This is a genomic window from Brevundimonas sp. (assembly GCF_041688735.1).
GTDB lineage: Bacteria > Pseudomonadota > Alphaproteobacteria > Caulobacterales > Caulobacteraceae > Brevundimonas.
Genome location: NZ_JBDNHO010000054.1, coordinates 37187 through 56409, shown reverse-complemented (window position 1 = coordinate 56409; position 19223 = coordinate 37187). Strand labels below are relative to the sequence as shown.

16 protein-coding genes are annotated in these 19223 nt (G+C 67.3%); 8 read left to right on the top strand and 8 right to left on the bottom strand.

The window, feature by feature from the left end:
- Positions 1 to 256 precede the first annotated feature (256 nt).
- The 5 genes from ACESMO_RS06145 to tpiA all read right to left on the bottom strand — a co-directional run bounded on the left by ACESMO_RS06145 (position 257) and on the right by tpiA (position 6720).
- Positions 257 to 1390 carry an alpha/beta hydrolase family protein gene (locus tag ACESMO_RS06145; RefSeq protein WP_372707283.1) on the bottom strand — a complete coding sequence of 378 codons (1134 nt, stop codon included), beginning with the start codon at positions 1388 to 1390 and terminating at the stop codon, positions 257 to 259.
- Positions 1391 to 1853: 463 nt separating this feature from the next.
- A complete protein-coding gene (locus tag ACESMO_RS06140; RefSeq protein WP_372707289.1) occupies positions 1854 to 3278 on the bottom strand; it encodes an aldehyde dehydrogenase family protein in 1425 nt (474 codons plus the stop codon).
- Between the two features lie 402 nt (positions 3279 to 3680).
- On the bottom strand, positions 3681 to 5333 hold the full coding sequence (locus ACESMO_RS06135; RefSeq protein ID WP_372707282.1) for a CTP synthase: 1653 nt from the start codon (positions 5331 to 5333) through the stop codon (positions 3681 to 3683).
- Positions 5334 to 5422: 89 nt separating this feature from the next.
- Positions 5423 to 5842 carry a preprotein translocase subunit SecG gene (gene secG / locus ACESMO_RS06130; protein WP_372707281.1) on the bottom strand — a complete coding sequence of 140 codons (420 nt, stop codon included), beginning with the start codon at positions 5840 to 5842 and terminating at the stop codon, positions 5423 to 5425.
- A gap of 125 nt (positions 5843 to 5967) precedes the next feature.
- Positions 5968 to 6720, bottom strand: coding sequence for a triose-phosphate isomerase (tpiA, locus tag ACESMO_RS06125; protein WP_372707280.1), 753 nt, complete (start codon positions 6718 to 6720; stop codon positions 5968 to 5970).
- Positions 6721 to 6861: 141 nt separating this feature from the next.
- Here tpiA and ACESMO_RS06120 point away from each other — a divergent pair, with 141 nt between their 5' ends.
- Together ACESMO_RS06120 and trpE are read left to right on the top strand one after the other, a co-directional pair.
- A complete protein-coding gene (locus tag ACESMO_RS06120) occupies positions 6862 to 8805 on the top strand; it encodes a peptidyl-prolyl cis-trans isomerase (protein ID WP_372707279.1) in 1944 nt (647 codons plus the stop codon).
- On the top strand, positions 8802 to 10319 hold the full coding sequence (gene trpE, locus ACESMO_RS06115; protein ID WP_372707278.1) for an anthranilate synthase component I: 1518 nt from the start codon (positions 8802 to 8804) through the stop codon (positions 10317 to 10319). Before ACESMO_RS06120 ends, trpE begins: the two co-directional genes overlap by 4 nt.
- A 62-nt stretch (positions 10320 to 10381) precedes the next feature.
- On the opposite strand, the gene ACESMO_RS06110 is transcribed toward trpE, so the two are convergent.
- Positions 10382 to 10567 carry a hypothetical protein gene (locus ACESMO_RS06110; protein ID WP_372707277.1) on the bottom strand — a complete coding sequence of 62 codons (186 nt, stop codon included), beginning with the start codon at positions 10565 to 10567 and terminating at the stop codon, positions 10382 to 10384.
- 104 nt (positions 10568 to 10671) lie between these two features.
- Between ACESMO_RS06110 and ACESMO_RS06105 the strand changes: the two genes are divergently transcribed.
- The 4 genes from ACESMO_RS06105 (at position 10672) to lexA (ending at position 14205) form a co-directional block, all read left to right on the top strand.
- Positions 10672 to 11262: an aminodeoxychorismate/anthranilate synthase component II gene (locus ACESMO_RS06105; RefSeq protein WP_372707276.1), complete on the top strand. Its 591-nt coding sequence runs from the start codon at positions 10672 to 10674 to the stop codon at positions 11260 to 11262.
- Between the two features lie 184 nt (positions 11263 to 11446).
- A complete protein-coding gene (gene trpD, locus ACESMO_RS06100; protein ID WP_372707275.1) occupies positions 11447 to 12481 on the top strand; it encodes an anthranilate phosphoribosyltransferase in 1035 nt (344 codons plus the stop codon).
- A complete protein-coding gene (gene trpC / locus ACESMO_RS06095) occupies positions 12478 to 13266 on the top strand; it encodes an indole-3-glycerol phosphate synthase TrpC (protein WP_372707274.1) in 789 nt (262 codons plus the stop codon). The genes trpD and trpC overlap by 4 nt, the downstream gene beginning before the upstream one ends.
- Before the next feature lie 246 nt (positions 13267 to 13512).
- Positions 13513 to 14205, top strand: a complete 693-nt coding sequence (lexA, locus tag ACESMO_RS06090) for a transcriptional repressor LexA (protein ID WP_372707273.1) — start codon at positions 13513 to 13515, stop codon at positions 14203 to 14205.
- Between the two features lie 65 nt (positions 14206 to 14270).
- Here the strand turns inward: lexA and ACESMO_RS06085 are convergent, their stop codons facing one another.
- Both ACESMO_RS06085 and ACESMO_RS06080 read right to left on the bottom strand, forming a co-directional pair.
- Positions 14271 to 15083: a ComEC/Rec2 family competence protein gene (locus ACESMO_RS06085; protein WP_372707272.1), complete on the bottom strand. Its 813-nt coding sequence runs from the start codon at positions 15081 to 15083 to the stop codon at positions 14271 to 14273.
- Positions 15008 to 16408: a ComEC/Rec2 family competence protein gene (locus ACESMO_RS06080; protein WP_372707271.1), complete on the bottom strand. Its 1401-nt coding sequence runs from the start codon at positions 16406 to 16408 to the stop codon at positions 15008 to 15010. Before ACESMO_RS06080 ends, ACESMO_RS06085 begins: the two co-directional genes overlap by 76 nt.
- Between ACESMO_RS06080 and gltX the strand changes: the two genes are divergently transcribed.
- Positions 16407 to 17831, top strand: coding sequence for a glutamate--tRNA ligase (gltX, locus tag ACESMO_RS06075; RefSeq protein ID WP_372707270.1), 1425 nt, complete (start codon positions 16407 to 16409; stop codon positions 17829 to 17831). The two genes, ACESMO_RS06080 and gltX, sit on opposite strands and share 2 nt — an antisense overlap.
- A gap of 60 nt (positions 17832 to 17891) precedes the next feature.
- Positions 17892 to 19193, top strand: coding sequence for a citrate synthase (gene gltA / locus ACESMO_RS06070; RefSeq protein ID WP_372707269.1), 1302 nt, complete (start codon positions 17892 to 17894; stop codon positions 19191 to 19193).
- Positions 19194 to 19223: the final 30 nt, after the last annotated feature.

Genomic DNA, 19223 nt, shown 5'->3' with positions numbered 1-19223 from the left:
CTAGAAGCCAGAAATGTCGGTTCCGAACCCATTCCTCGGGTGTCCAGCGCCGGATTACCGAGGTGGCGCCGGAGTTTCGGACAGCAGGCTAAGGTGGGCTCTACCTTTTTGAAGGACGGACCTCATGACTGGGAAGCGGAACCGATGACGCTTGAACTTGACCGGATTCACCTCGCCTCCTGGCCATCAGGCCCAAACCGGAGACGATTTAGAGTTTGCCTGACAGCACCGCCATCGTTCTGAATAAGGGGGGTCTTTATTTCGGGGGTCGCCCCCGTATCGACGCGCCGGTCAAGACCGCGTTACCATACGCCCCCGCGACCAGCGGGCGATCGAGGGCGAAATCCAGAATCATCGGGAAGTAGCCCGACGCATAGCCGGTCTGAACGCGCTCGCCTTTGGCCCCGGGACGAAAGGTGATGATGCCATGGTCCGTTTCGGGGAAGTCGGCCAGGGTGATGCGGCGGCCCTCGCTAATCAAGCGGGTGAGGAGCCCGCGCGTCGTCGCCGGCGGCGCCGACCGATCGGCCCCCGCAAGCATCCATAACAGCGGCACCTCAAGCGCCCTCAGCGGCGGTTCTGACTGGTGGTCCCAACTCGTTCCGACATCGCGCGATGGTCCAAAAATGCGGAGGACCCACGGGGGATAGCGGACCAATTCGCCTGTGAACTCGCCCTTTACATGGGCGAACCACGGTTCATCGCCATACCGGCGCTTGAGTCGGCCCAGTTCCGCATAACCGGATCGATAGCGGGACGCGATCACCACGCCTGCGGCGTCTGCCAGTTCTCCGGCCTTGCGCTGGGCTTCCGCGTCGAACCCGGCCTCGGCGACGTCCTGTATGGTTTCGGCCCGGTTCTCCTCGAGAGGGCTCTCGGTCAGGCCGAAGCCGACGATCACGAATTCGACTGGCGTGAGGCCCGCCGCCAAGGGCGCGACCCAGCCGCCCTGACTGCCCGCGTGCAGCCCCACTCGTCCCGCCCGCCTTCCCGCCAAGCGGCGCGCCTCGTGCACCGCCGCCGCCGCGTCGTCGGCCAGCACCGAAAAATCCTGCGTGTATTCGCCTGTCGAGCCACCCGTACCACGCTTGTCGTAGACGAAGACCCCGACGCCGGAGGCCGGTCCGAGCTGCTGCATGGCGTTGTAGGTCAGGGCGCTGCTCCGCTCGGAGCCATGAACCTCGACCAGAATCGGCACGGCCAGACCGCCGCGTGGCAGGACGAGCCGACCGGCCAGGGTTTCCCCGGCACTTTCGAACCGTGTTTCGACGATGTCGAGTTCCAGCCGGGTCGCGCTTTGCCGGTCGAAGCTGACGAGTCCGCGCGCGCCGTCGCCGAACGTCAACGGCGTGGCGTCGGCCTCGGCGGTCCAGCCGCTGGTCGCGGTCACGGAGCCGCCGTCACCTTCCAGACGCGCAGTCCGGCCATCCAGGGGTCGCCAGCGCAGGGTTCCTTCGGAGGACGGCGAGATCGCCACGATCCGCCCGTCCGCGAGTGACCATGCGCCGGTTCTGGGTCCGAAGGGCGGCTGCTGAGATCCGGGCGCGGCACAGGCCGTGAGACATAGACCAATCGCCAGTGACAGCGCCGCCAGACCTGTATGATTCAGACCCATTGCACCTCCCAAAGCCCACTGAATTTGGCGAACTACCCTGTGTCGGGAGCGGGGATTCGTCAAACGAGGGAGCATCCTGACCAAACCGGCTTCCGGCTCGCGAAGCTGCGGGGACTGGCCGCGAATGACGATGTCCGGTCAATGTCCTTTTCAGCCCGAACGGCTTGCACCGCCGATCGGGGCGGATAACTTGGACGGATGGCGAGATCCGGTAACCCGTTGCACGCTCCACCGCCAATCAGCCCACGTAGCCCGTCTTGACCGTCGTGTAGAACTCGCGGGCGTACGAACCCTGCTCGCGCGGGCCGAAGCTGGAGGCCTTGCGTCCACCAAACGGGGCGTGGGCGTCGACCCCGGCCGTCGGCAGATTGACCATGACCATGCCCGCCTCGGCGTGCCGCAGGAAGTGGCGGGCCTTCGTCAGGCTTTCGGTGCAGATGCCTGCGGACAGGCCGAATTCGGTGGCGTTCGCCACGGCCAGAGCCTCTTCGTAGTCAGCGACGCGGATGACGCCCGCGACGGGACCGAAGACCTCTTCCCGGTTGATCCGCATCTCCGGCGTGGTGTCCAGCACCAGAGCCGGGGCCAGGAACAGTCCCCTGGTGTCGGCGGTCACGACCTCGCCGCCGATCACGCGCCCGCCTTCCTCGGCCGCGATCCGGATATAGTCGCGGTCCTTGTCGAACTGGGCCTGATCGGCGACCGGGCCGATCTGGCTGGTGGGGTCGAGCGCAGGACCGACTTTCAGCGCCTTCATGGCGTCCGTCAGGGCGGCGACGAAGCGATCGTGGACTCCCGCGGTCACGATCAGGCGCGACGAGGCGGTGCAGCGCTGGCCGGTCGAGAAGAAACTACCGTTCAAGGCGGCGTTGACCGCCTTGCCCAGGTCCGCGTCATCAAGGACGACCAGCGGGTTCTTGCCCCCCATCTCGCACTGCACCCGCTTGCCCAGCGCCGCGCATTTCGAGGCCACCGCGCGGCCGGTCGCCACGGATCCCGTGAAGCTGACGCCGTCAACGCCGGGATGGTCGACGAGGGCGTCGCCGATCACTCTGCCGGGTCCCATGACCAAATTGAACACCCCTGCGGGCACGCCCGCTTCGGCCAGGATCTCGGCCAGGGCCCAGGCGCAGCCTGGTGTGGCATCCGCCGGCTTGAGGATGACGACGTTGCCGAACGCCATGGCGGGCGCCGCCTTCCAGGCTGGAATGGCGATCGGGAAATTCCAGGGCGTGATCAGGGCGAAGACCCCGACGGGCTCGCGCGTGATCTCGATGTCCACCCCGACGCGGGTCGAGGCCATCCGCTCGCCGGTCAGCCGCAACGCCTCCCCGGCCATGAATTTGAAGATGTGGCCCGCACGAACCACCTCGCCGACGGCTTCGGGCAGAATCTTGCCCTCCTCGCTCGCCAGCAAGCGTCCCAGCGCCTCGCGACGTTCCAGGATCAAGGTCCCCGCGCGGTCCAGGATGTCCGCGCGATCCTGCGGACTCCGCATAGCCCAAGCCGGAAACGCCGCGCGCGCGGCGTCCACGGCCAGAGCGGCCTGAGCGGCGTCGCCTCGCGCATACTCCCCGACGGCATTGTCCAGATCGGAAGGATTCAGGTTAACGGCGCCGCCGGACCCATGCATCCATTCCCCGCCAATGAAGTTCAGATGCATGCCGCTCACGTCCGCGCTCTTTTTTATGACTGGTGAAACCTATGCCACTCGCGCGCCTTCAGTCCCAACAAGAGTTCTTTGGACCTTGGCGAGAATGGTAGCTTCCAGAACAGTCGTCAGCCGCGTCATGCCTGCTTTTTGACCGCACAAAGGTCAATTAGCTTGATTACCAACGCCTGATCGAACACTGTTATCGGGTCCGGGGGGCTGAAGATGTTTGAAGGTCTGCGCTGCAAACACAAGGGTCATTTGTTCGTGGACAGCCGAAGCATACCCGGTACGACGGTATGCTTGCGCTGTCGGCACAGACAGTCCTTCGACGGCGCGACGATCACGCCGCCCCAAAAGACCGACACGTCCAGCTTCAGGGCGATCGATCTCTCGCCCGAGCGTTGAACGACCTCAAACCAGCCGGCTCTGCACAACCGCCGCCTCGATAAAGCCCGCGAACAGCGGATGCGGCTTGAACGGACGGCTCTTCAACTCCGGGTGATACTGCACGCCGATAAACCAGGGATGGTCATCGCGCTCGACCGTCTCAGGCAGGACGCCGTCGGGAGACAGGCCGGCGAACATCAGTCCGCCCTTCTGCTCGATGGCGTCGCGATAGTTGATGTTGACCTCGTAGCGGTGGCGATGCCGCTCGCTGATGGTGGTCGAGCCGTACATTTCGGCAATCCGTGACCCCGGCTTCAACGCCGAGTCATAGGCACCCAGCCGCATGGTGCCGCCCATATCGCCGCCTTGCTGCCGCAGGACCCTTTCGTTGCCCTGGGTCCATTCCGTCATCAGGCCGACGACGGGCTCGGTCGTGGGGCCAAACTCCGTCGATGAGGCCTTGGGATAGCCGGCCAGGTTCCTGGCCGCCTCGATCACTGCCATCTGCATGCCGAAACAGATGCCGAAATAGGGTATCTTGCGCTCGCGGGCGAAGCGGGCCGCCTCGATCTTGCCCTCCGAGCCCCGCTCCCCGAAGCCGCCGGGCACCAGGATGGCGTGGGCCGACTGCAGACGATCGTCGCAGGCCTCGCGGTCTCCCTCGAAGGTCTCGGCCTCGACCCAGTCGATGTTGACCTTGACGTTGTTGGCCACCCCGCCGTGATGCAGGGCCTCGATCAGGGATTTATAGGCGTCCTTCAGCACCGTATATTTGCCGACCACGGCCACGGTGACCTCGCCGTCTGGATGAAGCCGCCGGCGGGCGATTTCCTGCCACATCGACAGATCGGGCGCCGGGGCGTCGGTCATGCCAAAATGGGCCAGCACCTCGGCGTCCAGCCCCTCGCGGTGATAGTCCAGCGGCACGGCGTAGATGTCGTCCGAGTCCATCGCCTGGATCACGCCCGTCGCGCGGACATTGCAGAACAGGCCGATCTTGCGCTTCTCCTCGGCTGGAATCGGAAATTCGCATCGGCAGAGCAGAATGTCTGGCTGGATGCCGATCGAGCGCAGCTCCTTGACCGAATGCTGCGTCGGCTTGGTTTTCATCTCGCCGGCGGTCTTGATGAACGGCAGCAAAGTCAGGTGCACGAAGCAGGACTGGCCGCGCGGCAGGTCCTGACCCAGCTGGCGGATAGCCTCGAAGAAGGGCAGCCCCTCGATGTCGCCCACCGTGCCTCCGATCTCGACCAGCACGAAGTCCACCTCTGCGCCGTCGTCGGTCAGGGCCGGGGTCAGGCAGAACGATTTGATCTGGTCGGTGACGTGCGGGATCACCTGCACCGTCGCGCCCAGATAGTCGCCTCGGCGTTCCTTCTCGAGGATCGTCGAATAGATGCGGCCCGTCGTGATGTTGTCGGACTTGGCCGCCGACACGCCCGTGAACCGTTCGTAGTGGCCCAGGTCGAGGTCGGTCTCGGCCCCGTCGTCGGTCACGAAGACTTCGCCGTGCTGGTAAGGGCTCATCGTACCCGGATCGACGTTCAGATAGGGGTCGAGCTTACGCAGGCGCACCTTGTAGCCGCGCGCCTGTAAAAGCGCGCCGAGAGCGGCGGAGGCGAGGCCTTTTCCCAATGAGGAGACCACGCCGCCGGTGATGAACACGTAACGGGCCATGGGAGGTTACCTTACCGCCGATTCGGCGGCAGCAGACTGGAGACTTTGAGGGCGGGAGCGGAAGGCGGGGATAAGGTCCCCGCTCATCCTTACTGGGCCGGGGCGGGCTGGGCCGGCGCCGGCGCGGCGGTCGTGCCGCCGGACAGGCTCGACTCGAGGTCTTGCAGCGACGGACCGGTTGTCTGGGCCGGCGTCTCCGGCGTGGCGGCCGCGGGCGTCTGGCCGGGAGGCGGCGTGGCCAGTTCGCCGATGGCGTCCACATCCACGATCGACCGGTCGGCGCGGCTGACGTTGCCCGAGATGGTCAAGCCGACCGCGCACAGGAAGAACAGGATGCCCAGGATCGACGTCGTCCGGGTCAGCAGGTTACCGGCGCCGCGCGCCGTCATGAAGCCCGACGGGCCTCCGCCCATGCCCAGCGCGCCGCCTTCGGAGCGCTGGAGCAGGATCACGGCGGCGAGCGCGACCGAGATGATGATCATGGCGACGAGGAGAATGGTCTGGAGCATGGCAGCCGATATGTGTGGCGCGAGGCCGCGCCGATCAAGCGGCGGCGTCTAACATTGATGACGGGTGGGAGCAAACGGAGGGTGGTGTCAGGTGAGTTCCGCCCAGCCACCCATCACCAGCCAGCTCATGACGCCCTGCGGATGATCCCCAGAAAATCCGCCGCGATCAGCGACGCCCCGCCCACCAACGCCCCGCCGACTTCGGGCACGGCCAGGATCTCGGCGGCGTTGTCCGGCTTGACCGAGCCGCCGTACAGGATGGGCATCCAGCCGGCGGGCAGCCCCAGCCGCTCGATCATCGCCGCTCGCACGGCGCGGTGGACCTCCTCGATCTGCTCCAGGGTCGGCGTCAGGCCCGTGCCGATGGCCCAGACAGGCTCATAGGCGACGGCGAAAGGCGTCGCGGCCAGAACCAGCGGAAGGGATTGCATAACCTGCGTCCGAACCACGTCGACCGCTTGCCCCGCTTGGCGTTGCGCCAGCGTCTCGCCGACGCAGACAATGGGCGATAGTCCCGTCTCGACGGCCGCCACGGCCTTGGCGGCGACAAGGGCGTCGCTCTCGCGGAATTCCTGACGGCGCTCGGAGTGGCCGAGGATGACCAGCGTCGCCCCGGCATCCCGCGCCATCGCGGCGGAAACGCTGCCGGTGAAAGCGCCTGAAGTTTCGGCGCGACAATCCTGTGCGCCCACTTCGATCGCGCTGTGCGCGACCGTTTGCGCCAGCCGGTGGATCAGCGTCGCGGGCGGACACAGGGCGACGCGACACGCGGCAGGTTCCTCGGCCAGCCGGGATTTCAGCGTTTCGACCTCGGCCAGGCTCGCCGCCAGGCCGTTCATTTTCCAGTTGCCGGCGATCAGTTTCACGGATTGTTTCATGCCGCCTGTCTAGGCAAAGCCACCCTCCAAGCCAAGACGCGCCGAACGCACGTTCGTCGCCACCGTCTTGCCGCGTGGGGGCGTCTCCCCCTATAGGCCGAAGAGACCCTCGTCGCCGCTCATCCGCCAGGACCGACCCGAATGATCACCCTGTTCCGCAATTTCGCCAAGTCGAAGTGGGCGATCGGCCTTTTGGCCCTACTGGCGCTCAGCTTGATCATTACCGGCGGCACCCAGATGGACGTGCTGGGCGCCCTGCGTCCGCCGCAGGTTATCGCCGCAGGCGACCGCAGCCTGGACCAGACCGAGTTCCGCCAGATGGTCGAACAGATCCGGTTCCAGAACCAACAGCGCTCCGGCCAGGCCATGACGGTCGAGCAACTGGCCTCCGACCCCAGCTTCGCCCCGGCGTTCGGTCAGCGCGCGCAGGAGCTGGGCTTCCTCGCCTGGGCCTCGGACGCCGGCATTCGCCCTGGCAAGGAGTTGGTCCTTCGCCAGATCCGCGAGATCGAAGCCTTCTTCGATCCGGTAACCCAGAAGTTCGACGAGACCGCCTATCAGGCCCGTCTGGCCGACGCCAAGATGACTCCGGCCATGCTCGAGCAACAGTTCCGCGACGAATATATCCAGACGCACTACGGCTCGGCCGTCGCCGCCGGCGCGCGCATGCCCCGCATCTACGGCGCCGTGATCGCCAATCAGACCCAGCAGGCCCGCGGCGGAAGCTGGTTCGTGGTCACCCCGGCAATGGCCGGTTCGGCCGCCGCCCCGACCGACGCCCAGCTGACGACGTTCATGGGCCAGAACCGGGCCGCCCTGACCAGCCCCGAGTTCCGCACCGCCTCGCTGGTGATCTTCAATGACTCCGCCGGAGGCGACGTCGCGATCAGCGAAGAGAAGATTCAGGCCCGGTTCAACTTCCGCAAGGACGCCCTGTCCCTGTCCGAGCGTCGGACCTTCACCACCCTGACCGCCCCCAATCGCGCTGCGGCTGACCGGATCGCGGCCGCCCTGCGCGCCGGCCAGACGCCGTCGGCTGTCGGCCGGGCCAACAATCTGCAGCCGGCCGCCTACGCCGACACGCCACGCAGCGCGATCAGCGACCCGGCCGTCTCCGCCGCCGTCTTCGGCCTGGCCGCCAATCAGGTTTCGGCCCCGATTCAGGCTCGCATAGGCTTCGTCGTGGCCAGCGTCGCCTCCGTGACGCCGGGCCGCGAGGTCACCCTCGCTGACGTCCGAAGCCAGATCGTCGAAGAGCTTCGCGGCCAGGAAGTTCGCGCCCAGGTGTCCACCCGCGTAGAGGCCTATGAGTTGGCCCGCAGCGAGGGCAAGAGCCTGGAGCAGGCCGTCGCCCAGGTCGGCGCCCGCATCATTGCGGTCCCGGCCGTCACGCAGGACGGCAAGAACCGCGCGGGCCAGCAGGTCAATGCTCCGGCCGAGCTTCTTGAAGCGATGTGGAAGGTGACCAAGGGCCGCGCCAGCGAAGTCGTCTCGGCCGGCGAGGGCCAATACTTTGTCGTGCGCGTCGATGACGTCGTCCCCGCAGGCCTGCCGGCTCTGGATTCGGTCCGTCCGCAGCTGACCCAGGCCTGGACGGCCGGCGAGAACGCGCGCCTGCTGTCTGCCCGCGCCGATGCCCTGTCCGCTCGCCTGCGTCGCGGCGAAGACATCAACGCCGTCGCCGCCTCGGTCGGCGCCACTGTGACGACCCGCGCCAGCGTCCGCCAGAACCAGGAAACGCTCGCCGAGCTCGGCCAGGGCGTGCTCGGCGGTCTGTTCAACGCCGAACGCGGCCAGCCCTTCTCGCAGCAGCAACAGGACGGCGGTATCGCTCTGGGCCGTGTGGACCGGATCACAGCCCCCTCGCCCGCCCTCGCCGCACCAGAGGCCCAGCAGTGGCGTCAGCGACTGGCAGGCAACGTCGCCGAGTCCTTCCTGCGCAGCACGGTCGATTCCGCCGCCATGCGGGTCAAGGCCGGGTTTGACGAGGATGCGGCCCGCGTCGCTCTGGGCGTGCAGGCCATGCCGGCGGCCGCCACTCCGGAAGCTGCCACGCCTGCTCCCGCCCGCCCCGCCGGCCAATGACCGGACGGGACGACGCCACGTCGTCTTGGACCGCCTTCGCTGATGGATGGGCCACGGGTCGACCCCAGGTCGTCGTCCGTCGGCTGGTCGATGATCTGGAGACGCCCGTCTCGGCCTTCCTGAAGGTCGGGCATGGGCGGCGATACGCCTTCCTGCTCGAATCCGTCGAAGGCGGCACCGTCAACGGCCGCTATTCGATTATCACGCGCGAACCGGATGTCGTCTGGCGCTGCCGCGACGGCCGGGCCGAGCTCGCGCGCGGACCGGCCGTCGAGAGCGACGGATTCGTCCCGGAAGGCGCGGATGCCCTGGCCTCCCTGCGCGGCCTGATGGCGGCGTCGCGCTTCGCCCTGCCCGACGGCCTGCCGCCCATGGCCGCGGGACTGTTTGGAGTTTTTGGCTATGACATGGTGCGGCTGCTCGAGCCGCTGGGCCCCGCGAATCCGGATCCTCTGGACCTGCCGGACGCCGTCCTGACCCGGCCGACGCTGGTCGCCATCTTCGATTCGGTGCGGCACGAGATCGTGCTGGTATCGGCCACCTATCCCGACGACGGCGCGTCGGCCCGACAGGCCTTCGACGTCGCCGCCGCCCGTCTGGATCAATTCGAAGCCGAATTGCGCGCGCCCTTGCCCGCGATTCCGACGCCGACCCCGGTCGCGGCCCCCGACTTTGCGTCGCCCGTCGACGAGCTGGCCTTCGCCACCATGGTCGCAAGGGCCAAGACCTATATCGCCGCCGGCGACGTCTTCCAGGTCGTGCTCAGCCACCGTTTCTCGGCCGCCTGGTCCGAAGATCCCTTCGCCTTCTACCGCTCGCTGCGTCGCCAGAACCCGTCGCCGTATCTGTTCTTCCTCGATTTCGGGGACTTCCAGCTCGCCGGATCGAGTCCGGAAATTCTGGTTCGGCTGAAGGACGGGCGCGTCACCATCCGGCCTCTGGCCGGCACGCGTCCCCGGGGCGAGACGCCCGAGGCGGACCGCGCTCTGGAGGCCGAACTTCTGGCTGACCCGAAAGAACTGGCCGAACACCTCATGCTCCTAGATCTGGGCCGAAACGATGTTGGGCGTGTATCGACACCGGGTACGGTCGAGGTCACCGAAAGCTTCAAGGTCGAGCGTTACAGCTCTGTGATGCATATTGTTTCTGATGTTCAGGGCCAGGCCGATCCTAGCCTCGACGCCGTCGATACGCTTCTTGCGGCCCTGCCCGCAGGCACGCTGTCGGGCGCGCCCAAGGTACGGGCAATGGCGATCATCGACGAGCTGGAGAGCCACAAGCGCGGGGTCGGCTACGGCGGGGGTGTCGGCTACATCTCAGCGAACGGCGAGGCTGACATCTGCATCGTCCTTCGCACCGCGCTGTTCGCCGACGGCCAGATCCTGGTCCAGGCCGGCGCCGGCGTGGTGGCCGACAGCGACCCCGCCAGCGAATATGCCGAGACGAAAGCCAAGGCTCACGCGCCGATGCGGGCCGCCGCCGACGCCTGGCGCTATCCGTTCGGCAATCGCTAAAGCGCAATCGGTTTGGACGTGATCGCGTCCAAACCGATTAGGCTCCAGGATCAGGCTCTGGATCACTGCGGCGTCGAAACGGTGCCGGGCTCCTCGAACCGCACCCCCGGTCCCAGCACCATCACCCCAGCCATCAGCAAGGCGGCCGTAGCTGCGAGGGCCGCGGCGGCGAGCGCCGAATAGGGGTTGGCCGGTCGAGCCACAGGGGCCAGCAGGGTCCGCGCTTTGGCGATGGTGTCGTCGGCCATGGGAACGCTCCGCTGAACCCCGACACTTCAGCGGGATTTGGTTAACGCGACCTTAGCGCCGCAGCGGCTTGGCGTGGCCGTCGCCAGACCCTAGAAGCCGGACCATGATCCTCGTCGTCGATAACTACGACAGCTTTACCTACAACCTCGTCCATTACCTCGCGGAACTGGGCGCGGAGACGCGCGTCGTGCGCAATGACGACCTGACCGCCGCCGAGGCCTTCGCCCTGAAGCCAGAGGCGATCCTGCTGTCGCCCGGCCCTTGTACGCCGAATGAGGCTGGAATCTGCCTGTCGTTGATCGACACGGCACCGCTGGACATGCCGATCTTCGGCGTTTGCCTTGGTCATCAGGCCATGGGGCAGGCGTTCGGCGGCGAGGTGATTCGCGCCAAGAGCCTGATGCACGGCAAGACCTCGCCGATTGAACACAAGGGCAAGAGCGTGTTTCGCGGCCTGCCCTCGCCCTTCACCGCCACCCGCTATCACAGCCTCGCCGTCCGCCGCGAAACCCTTCCGGCCGCGCTGGAGGTGACCGCCTGGACCGCCGACGGCGAAATCATGGGCCTGGCCCACAAGACCCGGCCGATCCACGGCGTCCAGTTCCATCCCGAGTCGATCGCCACCGAACACGGTCACGACCTGCTGGCCAACTTTCTCGACCTCGCGAACATCAAGCGCCGGGCGATGGTCTGATGGCCGCCCTCCCTCTCCCTCACCGCTCATCCCCGCGAAAGCGGGGACCCAGTCCTTTTGTAGCGCACTTCGTCTTGGACCACCGGCGGAACGAAACCGTCGGCACCGGTCGCCCAAACCACTGGGTCCCCGCTTTCGCGGGGATGAGCGGGAGTTCGAGAGTCTATAGGTTGGACTTCCGCTGATGGCTGACGGCTTCAAGCCCCTTCTGGCGAAGCTGGTCGAGGGCCGCGTCCTGTCGAGCGACGAGGCGCGCGACTTCTTCGCCGCCTGCCTGCGCGGCGAACCCACCCCCGCTCAGGTCGCCGCCGCCTTGACGGCGCTGCGCATTCGCGGCGAGACGGTGGACGAGATCGCCGCCTTCGCCGGGGCGATGCGAGACGCGGCGCTGACGCTGGATCACCCCCATGACGTCATCGACACCTGCGGCACCGGCGGCGACGGCCAGCATACCTTCAACATCTCCACGGCGGCGGCGCTGGTGCTGGCCGGAGCGGGCCTCAAGGTCGCCAAACACGGCAATCGCGCCCTGAGTTCGAAGTCCGGCTCTTCGGACGTGCTGGCCGCCCTCGGCGTCAACCTCGTCGCCACGCCCGCCCAGCAGCGCCGCTCGCTGGACGATGCCGGCATCGCCTTCCTGTTCGCCCCCGCGTACCACGGGGCCATGCGCCACGTCGGGCCGGTAAGGGCCGAGATAGGATTCCGTACTGTTTTCAATCTTCTGGGACCTCTATCTAATCCTGCTGGTGCGAAGCGTCAAGTGATGGGCGTCTATGACCCGCGCCTGCTGGAGCCTCTGGCGGAGGTGCTGGGTCGGCTCGGCGCCACCCGCGCCTGGACCGTCCATGGACAGGGCCTCGACGAACTGACCACCACGGGCGAGACCGAGGTGGCGGAATGGAAGGACGGCACCGTCCGGCGCTTCACCGTGACGCCCGAGGATGCCGGCCTGCCCCGCGCCTCAATCGCTGACCTGCGCGGAGGCGACGCCGAAGAGAATGCCCGCGCCCTGAGCGCCATGCTCGCTGGCGAGCGCGGCGCCTATCGCGACATCGTCCTGCTCAACGCCGCCGCCGCCCTGGTCGTGGCCGACCGCGCCTCCGATCTGGCCGAGGGCGCGAGACTGGCCGCCGCCGTCATAGACGACGGTAGTGCAGCCAAGGCCCTGGCCGATCTGGTCGAAGCCACCAATACCGTCATCGAAGAAGACCCCGCGTGAGCGACGTTCTGGCCGGCATCGCCGCCTACAAGCGTATCGACGTGGCCGCACGAAAGGCCGCGACCTCGCAGGACGCCGTCGAGGCGTTGGCGCGTCAGGCCTCCGCCCCGCGCAGCTTCCGCGCCGCCCTCGAACGCCGCGCCGCGCCCGGCCGCCCCGCCCTGATCGCCGAGATCAAGAAGGCCAGCCCCTCCAAGGGCCTGATCCGTGCCGATTTCGATCCGCTCGCCATCGCGCTGGCCTATGAGCGGGGCGGCGCGGCCTGCCTGTCGGTCCTGACCGACGGCCCCAGCTTCCAGGGCGACGACGCCTTCCTCGTCGCCGCCCGCGCCGCGACCACCCTGCCCTGCCTGCGCAAGGATTTCCTCGTCGATCCGTGGCAGGTGGCCGAAAGCCGCGCGCTGGGCGCCGACTGCATCCTGATCATCCTCGCAATGATCGACGACGCCCTCGCCGCCGACCTGCTGGCCGAGGCCCGCCGCCTCGGCATGGACGCCCTGATCGAGACCCACGACGAGGCCGAGATGGCCCGCGCCTGCAAGCTGGGCGGCGATCTGGTGGGAATCAACAACCGCTCGCTCCGCACCTTCGAGGTCGACCTGGCCGTCACCGAACGGCTGGCCGCGCAGAGCCCCGTCGGCGCTCTGCTGGTGGCCGAGAGCGGCATCTTTACCCCGGACGACGTGGCGCGGGTGTCCGTCGCCCAAACCCAAGCCATCCTCGTCGGCGAGAGCCTGATGCGACAGTTCGACGTCGAGGCGGAAACGCGTAAGCTGCTGTCATAAGTCCTTCTCCCGTTGGGAGAAGATGGCGCGCAGCGCCGGATGAGGGTCGGCTGTCGAAGCGGCAAAGCCGCCCCCGGTCGGAAGCCCCTCACTCTTGGGCGCGAGAACGACGGCTGCGCCGCGGTACGCTTAATCCCTCTCCCACCGGAATAAGGCCCAACCCCTCCCCCGTTAAGTTGACATTAGGTAAGAACACTTACAGAACATCGGCAACGGTTCACGCCTTGTTCTGGACGATTCGACGCCATGCTCACACGCAAACAGCACGAACTCCTGATGTTCATCCATGAGCGCATCAAGGAGACCGGCGTGTCTCCCTCGTTCGACGAGATGAAGGAGGCGCTGGATCTGGCGTCCAAATCGGGCATTCACCGGCTGATCACGGCCCTGGAGGAACGCGGCTTTATCCGCCGCCTTGCCCACCGCGCCCGGGCGCTGGAAGTCACCAAACTGCCCGAACAGGCCACAGCCGGCTCGCCGCGTGGGCGATCGGGCTTCACGCCCGGCGTCATCGAGGGCGGTGGCCGCGCCTTCGCCGCCGAACCCGCCAACGACACCCGCGAGCTGTCCCTGATGGGCAAGATCGCCGCCGGCACGCCGATCGCCGCCATCGAGCACGAGACCGCCCGCTATCCCGTCCCCGAGGCCATGCTGGGCGCGGGCGAGCACTACATGCTCGAGATCGAGGGCGACTCCATGATCGAAGCGGGCATCCTCGACGGCGATCTGGTGATCATCAAATCCGTCGACACCGCCTCGTCGGGCGAGATCGTCGTGGCCCTGGTCGAAGGCGAGGAAGCCACCCTGAAGCGTCTGCGCAAGAAGGGCGGCTCGATCGCGCTGGAACCCGCCAACCGCAACTACGAAACCCGCATCTTCGGCCCGGATCAGGTCGAGGTACAGGGCAAGCTGGTCGGCCTCATCCGCCGCTATCACTGACCCCCTCCCGGCTCGAGGCCGGGATAACAACAGGATGCCTTGTCATACCGGAAACGGCGCAGTCGTTATCCGGTACCGCTCCACGGCCGATCGCCCCGGACATCCGCGGACCAGACGGCGCGCCAGGCTCGCGGTCCTCTTTCCGGGGCGCGCCACAGCTCGACCGCCCCACCCCGCGCATAGTCGGTCCCGTCCAGAACCAGCCGCGCGTCGCACGAAGACGGCAGGCGTCCAGCCACCGCGCGCACGCTGACGATCTCCGCCGAGCGGCACAGGACGTCGAGCTGCTCGGCTGACGGCGCGGCCTTACCCCACCACAGCAAGACGGGCGCGACCGTGGGCGCGTTCGGCGCACACGAAAACCGGCCGCACGTCCAGCCCTCGATCGGCCGCTCGACCGCCACGACGCCCCGCCGTCGCGACCAGACGTCGACCGCGAATTGGCGCACGCCGGGCCTCGCCACGGTCGCTTGACGCCCCTCGACCCAGGCGGCGTTCGTCCCTCCATCCCCGATCCAGACGTCGGGCGTCGGCGCGCGCGGCCACAGCATGACCGAAGCGGCCAGCGGCAGGCCAATCCATCGCAGCGGGCCTCTCCACAGGCAGCAGACCAGCACGCCGATGAAGGCGATCGGCAGGACGAAGTCCGGAGCGCTCGCCACCGTCTTCACCGCGCCGGGCAGTCCCGCGACCCATTCGCCGATTGCCAGCATCACGCCGATCCCCTGCCCCGCCACCCACAGGAAGGGCGCGCCCAAGCCGATTGGCTCAAGCAGGGCCCCCAAGGCCAGGGCGGGCATCATCACGAAGTCGGACAGCGGCGCGGTCGCCAGGTTCGCCAGCAATCCATACATGGCCGTCCGGTTGAAATGCTGCATTGCGAACGGCCCCGTCGCGGCCCGGCCACCAGACTGGCCAGCACCGCCACCATCAGCCAGTGGCCGACCCGCTGCACCGCCAGGATGGCCCAGGGCGCCGATATCTCGCGCGGGCGCCGAGGCCACGCCTCGACCAGCGCCACCAGCGCCGCCGTCGCCGCGAACGACATCTGAAAGCCCGGCGTGACGATGGCTTCCGGCTGTGTCGCCAGGACGACGAAGGCCGCCACCGCCAGCGCATGCATGGTGATCGCCTGCCGATCCAGCAGAATGGCCAGAAAGGCGATGGCCGCCGTGATCGCCGCGCGCTCGGCAGGCGCCGGCGACCCGGACACGATCAGATAGACTCCGACCGCGAGCAGACCACCCACGGCGGCGACCTTCTTGCCGGACACGCGTAGCGCCAGCCACGGCCACAACGCCACCAGCAGCCGTACGAGGAAGAAGGCGAAGCCGCCGACCACGGCCATGTGCAGCCCCGAGATAGACAAGATGTGCGCCAGACCAGAATCCCGCATCACGTCTACCAGTGCGGGATCCAGCCACGCCTCGTGCCCAGTCGTCATGGCCGCCGCCACCCCGCCGGTGCGCTCGCCCAGCCGCGCGACGATTCGGCGGGCGAGCTCGAAGCGCGTCCCGTTGACCCACATGGCGACCCGCAGCCGCCAAGGTGGGGGTCCGAGATATGCCGGACGCGCCTCCCCCAGCCCGAACGCCACCCCGCCCATGCCGTGGAAGAAGGCGTTCCGGCCGAAGTCATAGGCGCCGGGGCTGGCGGGCGCGGGCGGCGGGTTGAGGACGGCGAACAGGCGCACGGCCTGTCCGGGTTCGGGGGCTTCGCCGCGCACGGTCGCGCGCAGCCTCTCCGGGGTCGCTTCCGGGGCGAGGCCCCTGATCCTGACCGGCGCGATGATCACGCGCGGACCCGCCGCGCCGGGACTGTCGACGTCGACGACCCATCCTTCGATGACCGTCGGTTCCGCGAGGGACGGCGCGATCGGCGCCGCCACCGCATCGGTGCGCCACTTGGCTATGGCCAGACCCAGGGCGAAACAGGCCAGCAGCATCAGCGGCAAGGTCACGACCCGTACGGCACCCAATCGCACCGCGCCCAGCCAGGCGACTGCGCTCAGCGCCGCCGCCACCGACAGGGGCCACGCTGCGGGTTCGGATTTCAGCACGAAGTAGACCGCGCAACCCGCGCCCAGGGCCACCGGTGCCCACAGCCGCCAGCGCAAGGTCTGCGCCACCACCTGCGCCGTCAGGAACCGGCCGAGCCTTCCGGCTCTAGGCACGGGCGAAGCGGGGGCTATAACGCCCGCCATGACCTCCCCGTTCGAACCGATGCCTGCCGTCGTCACCCGCTTCGCCCCCTCGCCGACCGGCTCGCTGCACATCGGCGGCGCCCGAACGGCCCTATTCAACTATTTGTATGCCAGGGGACGCAACGGGAAGTTTCTTGTCCGGGTCGAGGACACCGACCGCGAACGCTCCACAGACGCCGCCGTGAAGGCTATTTTCGACGGCCTTAGCTGGCTGGAGCTTTTCGCCGACGAGGAACCGGTGTTCCAGCACAGCCGCGCCGACCGTCACCGCGAGGTCGTCTACGACCTGCTGGAACGCGGCGCCGCCTACCGGGATTTCACTTCGGCGGAAGAGACCGGCCGGCTGCGCGACCTGGCCAAGGCCGAACGGGGCACATTCGAATCACCGTGGCGCGATCGCCAGCCGACCGTCGACGACCTGTCGCAACCTCATGTGGTCCGCTTTAGGCGTCCCCTGCCCGGCAACGTCACTGTCGAGGATGAGGTGCAAGGCGTCGTCAGCTGGGCCAATGACGATCTGGACGACCTGGTCCTGCTGCGCTCCGACGGCGCGCCGACCTACAACCTCGCCGTCGTGGTGGACGACCACGACATGGGCGTGACCCATGTGATCCGCGGCGACGACCACCTGAACAACGCCGCCCGCCAGAGCCTGATCTATGACGCCTTGGGCTGGGCCAGGCCTCGCTTCGCCCACATCCCGCTGATCCACGGCCCGGATGGCGCCAAACTGTCCAAGCGGCACGGGGCGCAGGCGGTGCACGAATACGCCGATATGGGCTATCTGCCCGAGGCCATGCGCAACTATCTCGCCCGACTGGGCTGGGCCCATGGCGACCAAGAATTGTTCGGCGACGCGCAGGCCACGGCCTGGTTCGACCTGACTGGCGTGGGCAAGGCCCCGGCGCGGCTGGACTTCGACAAGCTGGCCCACGTCAATTCGCACTGGATACGACTGGCCGACGACGACCGGCTGGCCAAGATGACCCTCGACGTCCATCTGGGGCGTGGTCACGCCCTCGGCCCCGACGACGAGGCGCGCCTGCTCAAGGCCATGCCCTTCATCAAGGATCGCGCCAGGACCACGCTGGAGCTGGCGGACCAGACCGCCTTCGTCCTGCGCTCCCGCCCCCTCAGCATCTATGAAAAGGGCCTGCCTCTGCTCGCCGGCGAATTGGGCGAGCGGATCAGGCGGCTGCGCGACCGGCTGGCCCTGTTCGCCAGCTGGGACGTGTTCGCGCTGGAGGCGGAGCTCAAGGTCTTCGCCGAGGAAGAGGCCGTCGGCTTCGGCAAGATCGGCCCGGCCGTCCGCGCCGCATTGACCGGAGACGGTGTTTCACCCGACATCGCCAAGACTCTCGCGGCGCTCGGGCGAGAAGAAAGCCTCGGTCGCTTGGATGATGCGCTGCAACAGACTATCTGATCGTCCACACCTATTCGCGACCCGGCGCCAGACGTGGGCGTCGCCACCTCAGGGGCCGAGATGACTGAACACGCCAAACCCGCCCGCACGGCCAAGCTCACCTACGGCGACAAGGCCGTCGATCTGCCCATTCTCTCGGGTTCGACCGGCCCAGACGTAATCGACATCCGCAAGCTTTACGGCGCGACGGATGCCTTTACCTACGATCCGGGCTTCACCTCGACAGCGGCGTGCGAGAGCGCGATCACCTTCATCGATGGCGACGTCGGCACCCTTTTGCACCGCGGCTATCCGATCGACCAACTGGCCTCGCAGTCGAACTTCGTCGAGGTCTGCCACCTGCTGCTGCACGGCGAACTGCCGACCGCATCGGAATACGAAGCCTTCGAACGCAGCGTCACCATGCACACCATGCTGCATGCCCAGTTCGACCGCTTCTTCGAGGGTTTCCGCCGCGACGCCCACCCGATGTCGATCATGGTCGGTACGGTCGGGGCCCTGTCGGCTTTCTATCATGACAGCCTGGACATCCACGACCCTGTCCAGCGCAACATCTCGGCCATCCGGCTGATCGCCAAAATGCCGACGATCGCGGCCCGGGCCTACAAATACCACGTCGGCCAGCCCTTCGTTTCGCCCCGAAACGAACTGAACTACGCCGAGAATTTCCTGCGTATGTGTTTCGCGGTCCCGGCCGAGGACTATGTGGTCAATCCAGTGCTGGCCAAGGCCATGGACCGCATCTTCATCCTGCACGCCGACCACGAGCAGAACGCCTCGACCTCGACCGTCCGCCTGGCCGGCTCGTCAGGCGCGAATCCGTTCGCCTGTATCGCCGCCGGCATCGCCTGCCTGTGGGGCCCGTCGCATGGCGGCGCCAACGAGGAAGCGCTCAACATGCTCAAGGAGATCGGCACTCCTGACAAGATCCCGGAGTTCATCGAGGGTGTGAAGGCCAAGAAATACAAGCTGATGGGCTTCGGCCACCGCGTGTACAAGAACTACGACCCGCGCGCCAAGGTGATGAAGGAGAGCGCCGACGAGGTGCTGGCCGCCGTCGGCGACTCCAACGACCCCCTGTTCCAGGTCGCCAAGGCGCTGGAAGAAATCGCGCTGAACGATGAGTATTTCATTGAACGCAAATTGTTCCCCAACGTCGACTTCTATTCGGGCATCACCCTGTCGGCGATGGGCTTCCCGACGTCGATGTTCACCGTTCTGTTCTCGCTCGCCCGCACCGTCGGCTGGATCGCCCAGTGGCAGGAAATGATGGCCGACCCCGGCCAGAAGATCGGCCGCCCGCGCCAGCTGTACACCGGACCGACAGAACGGGATTACGTGCCGATCCAGTCGCGGGGCTGATCGGTTTCACGTTCGCTCGCCAACGCCGGG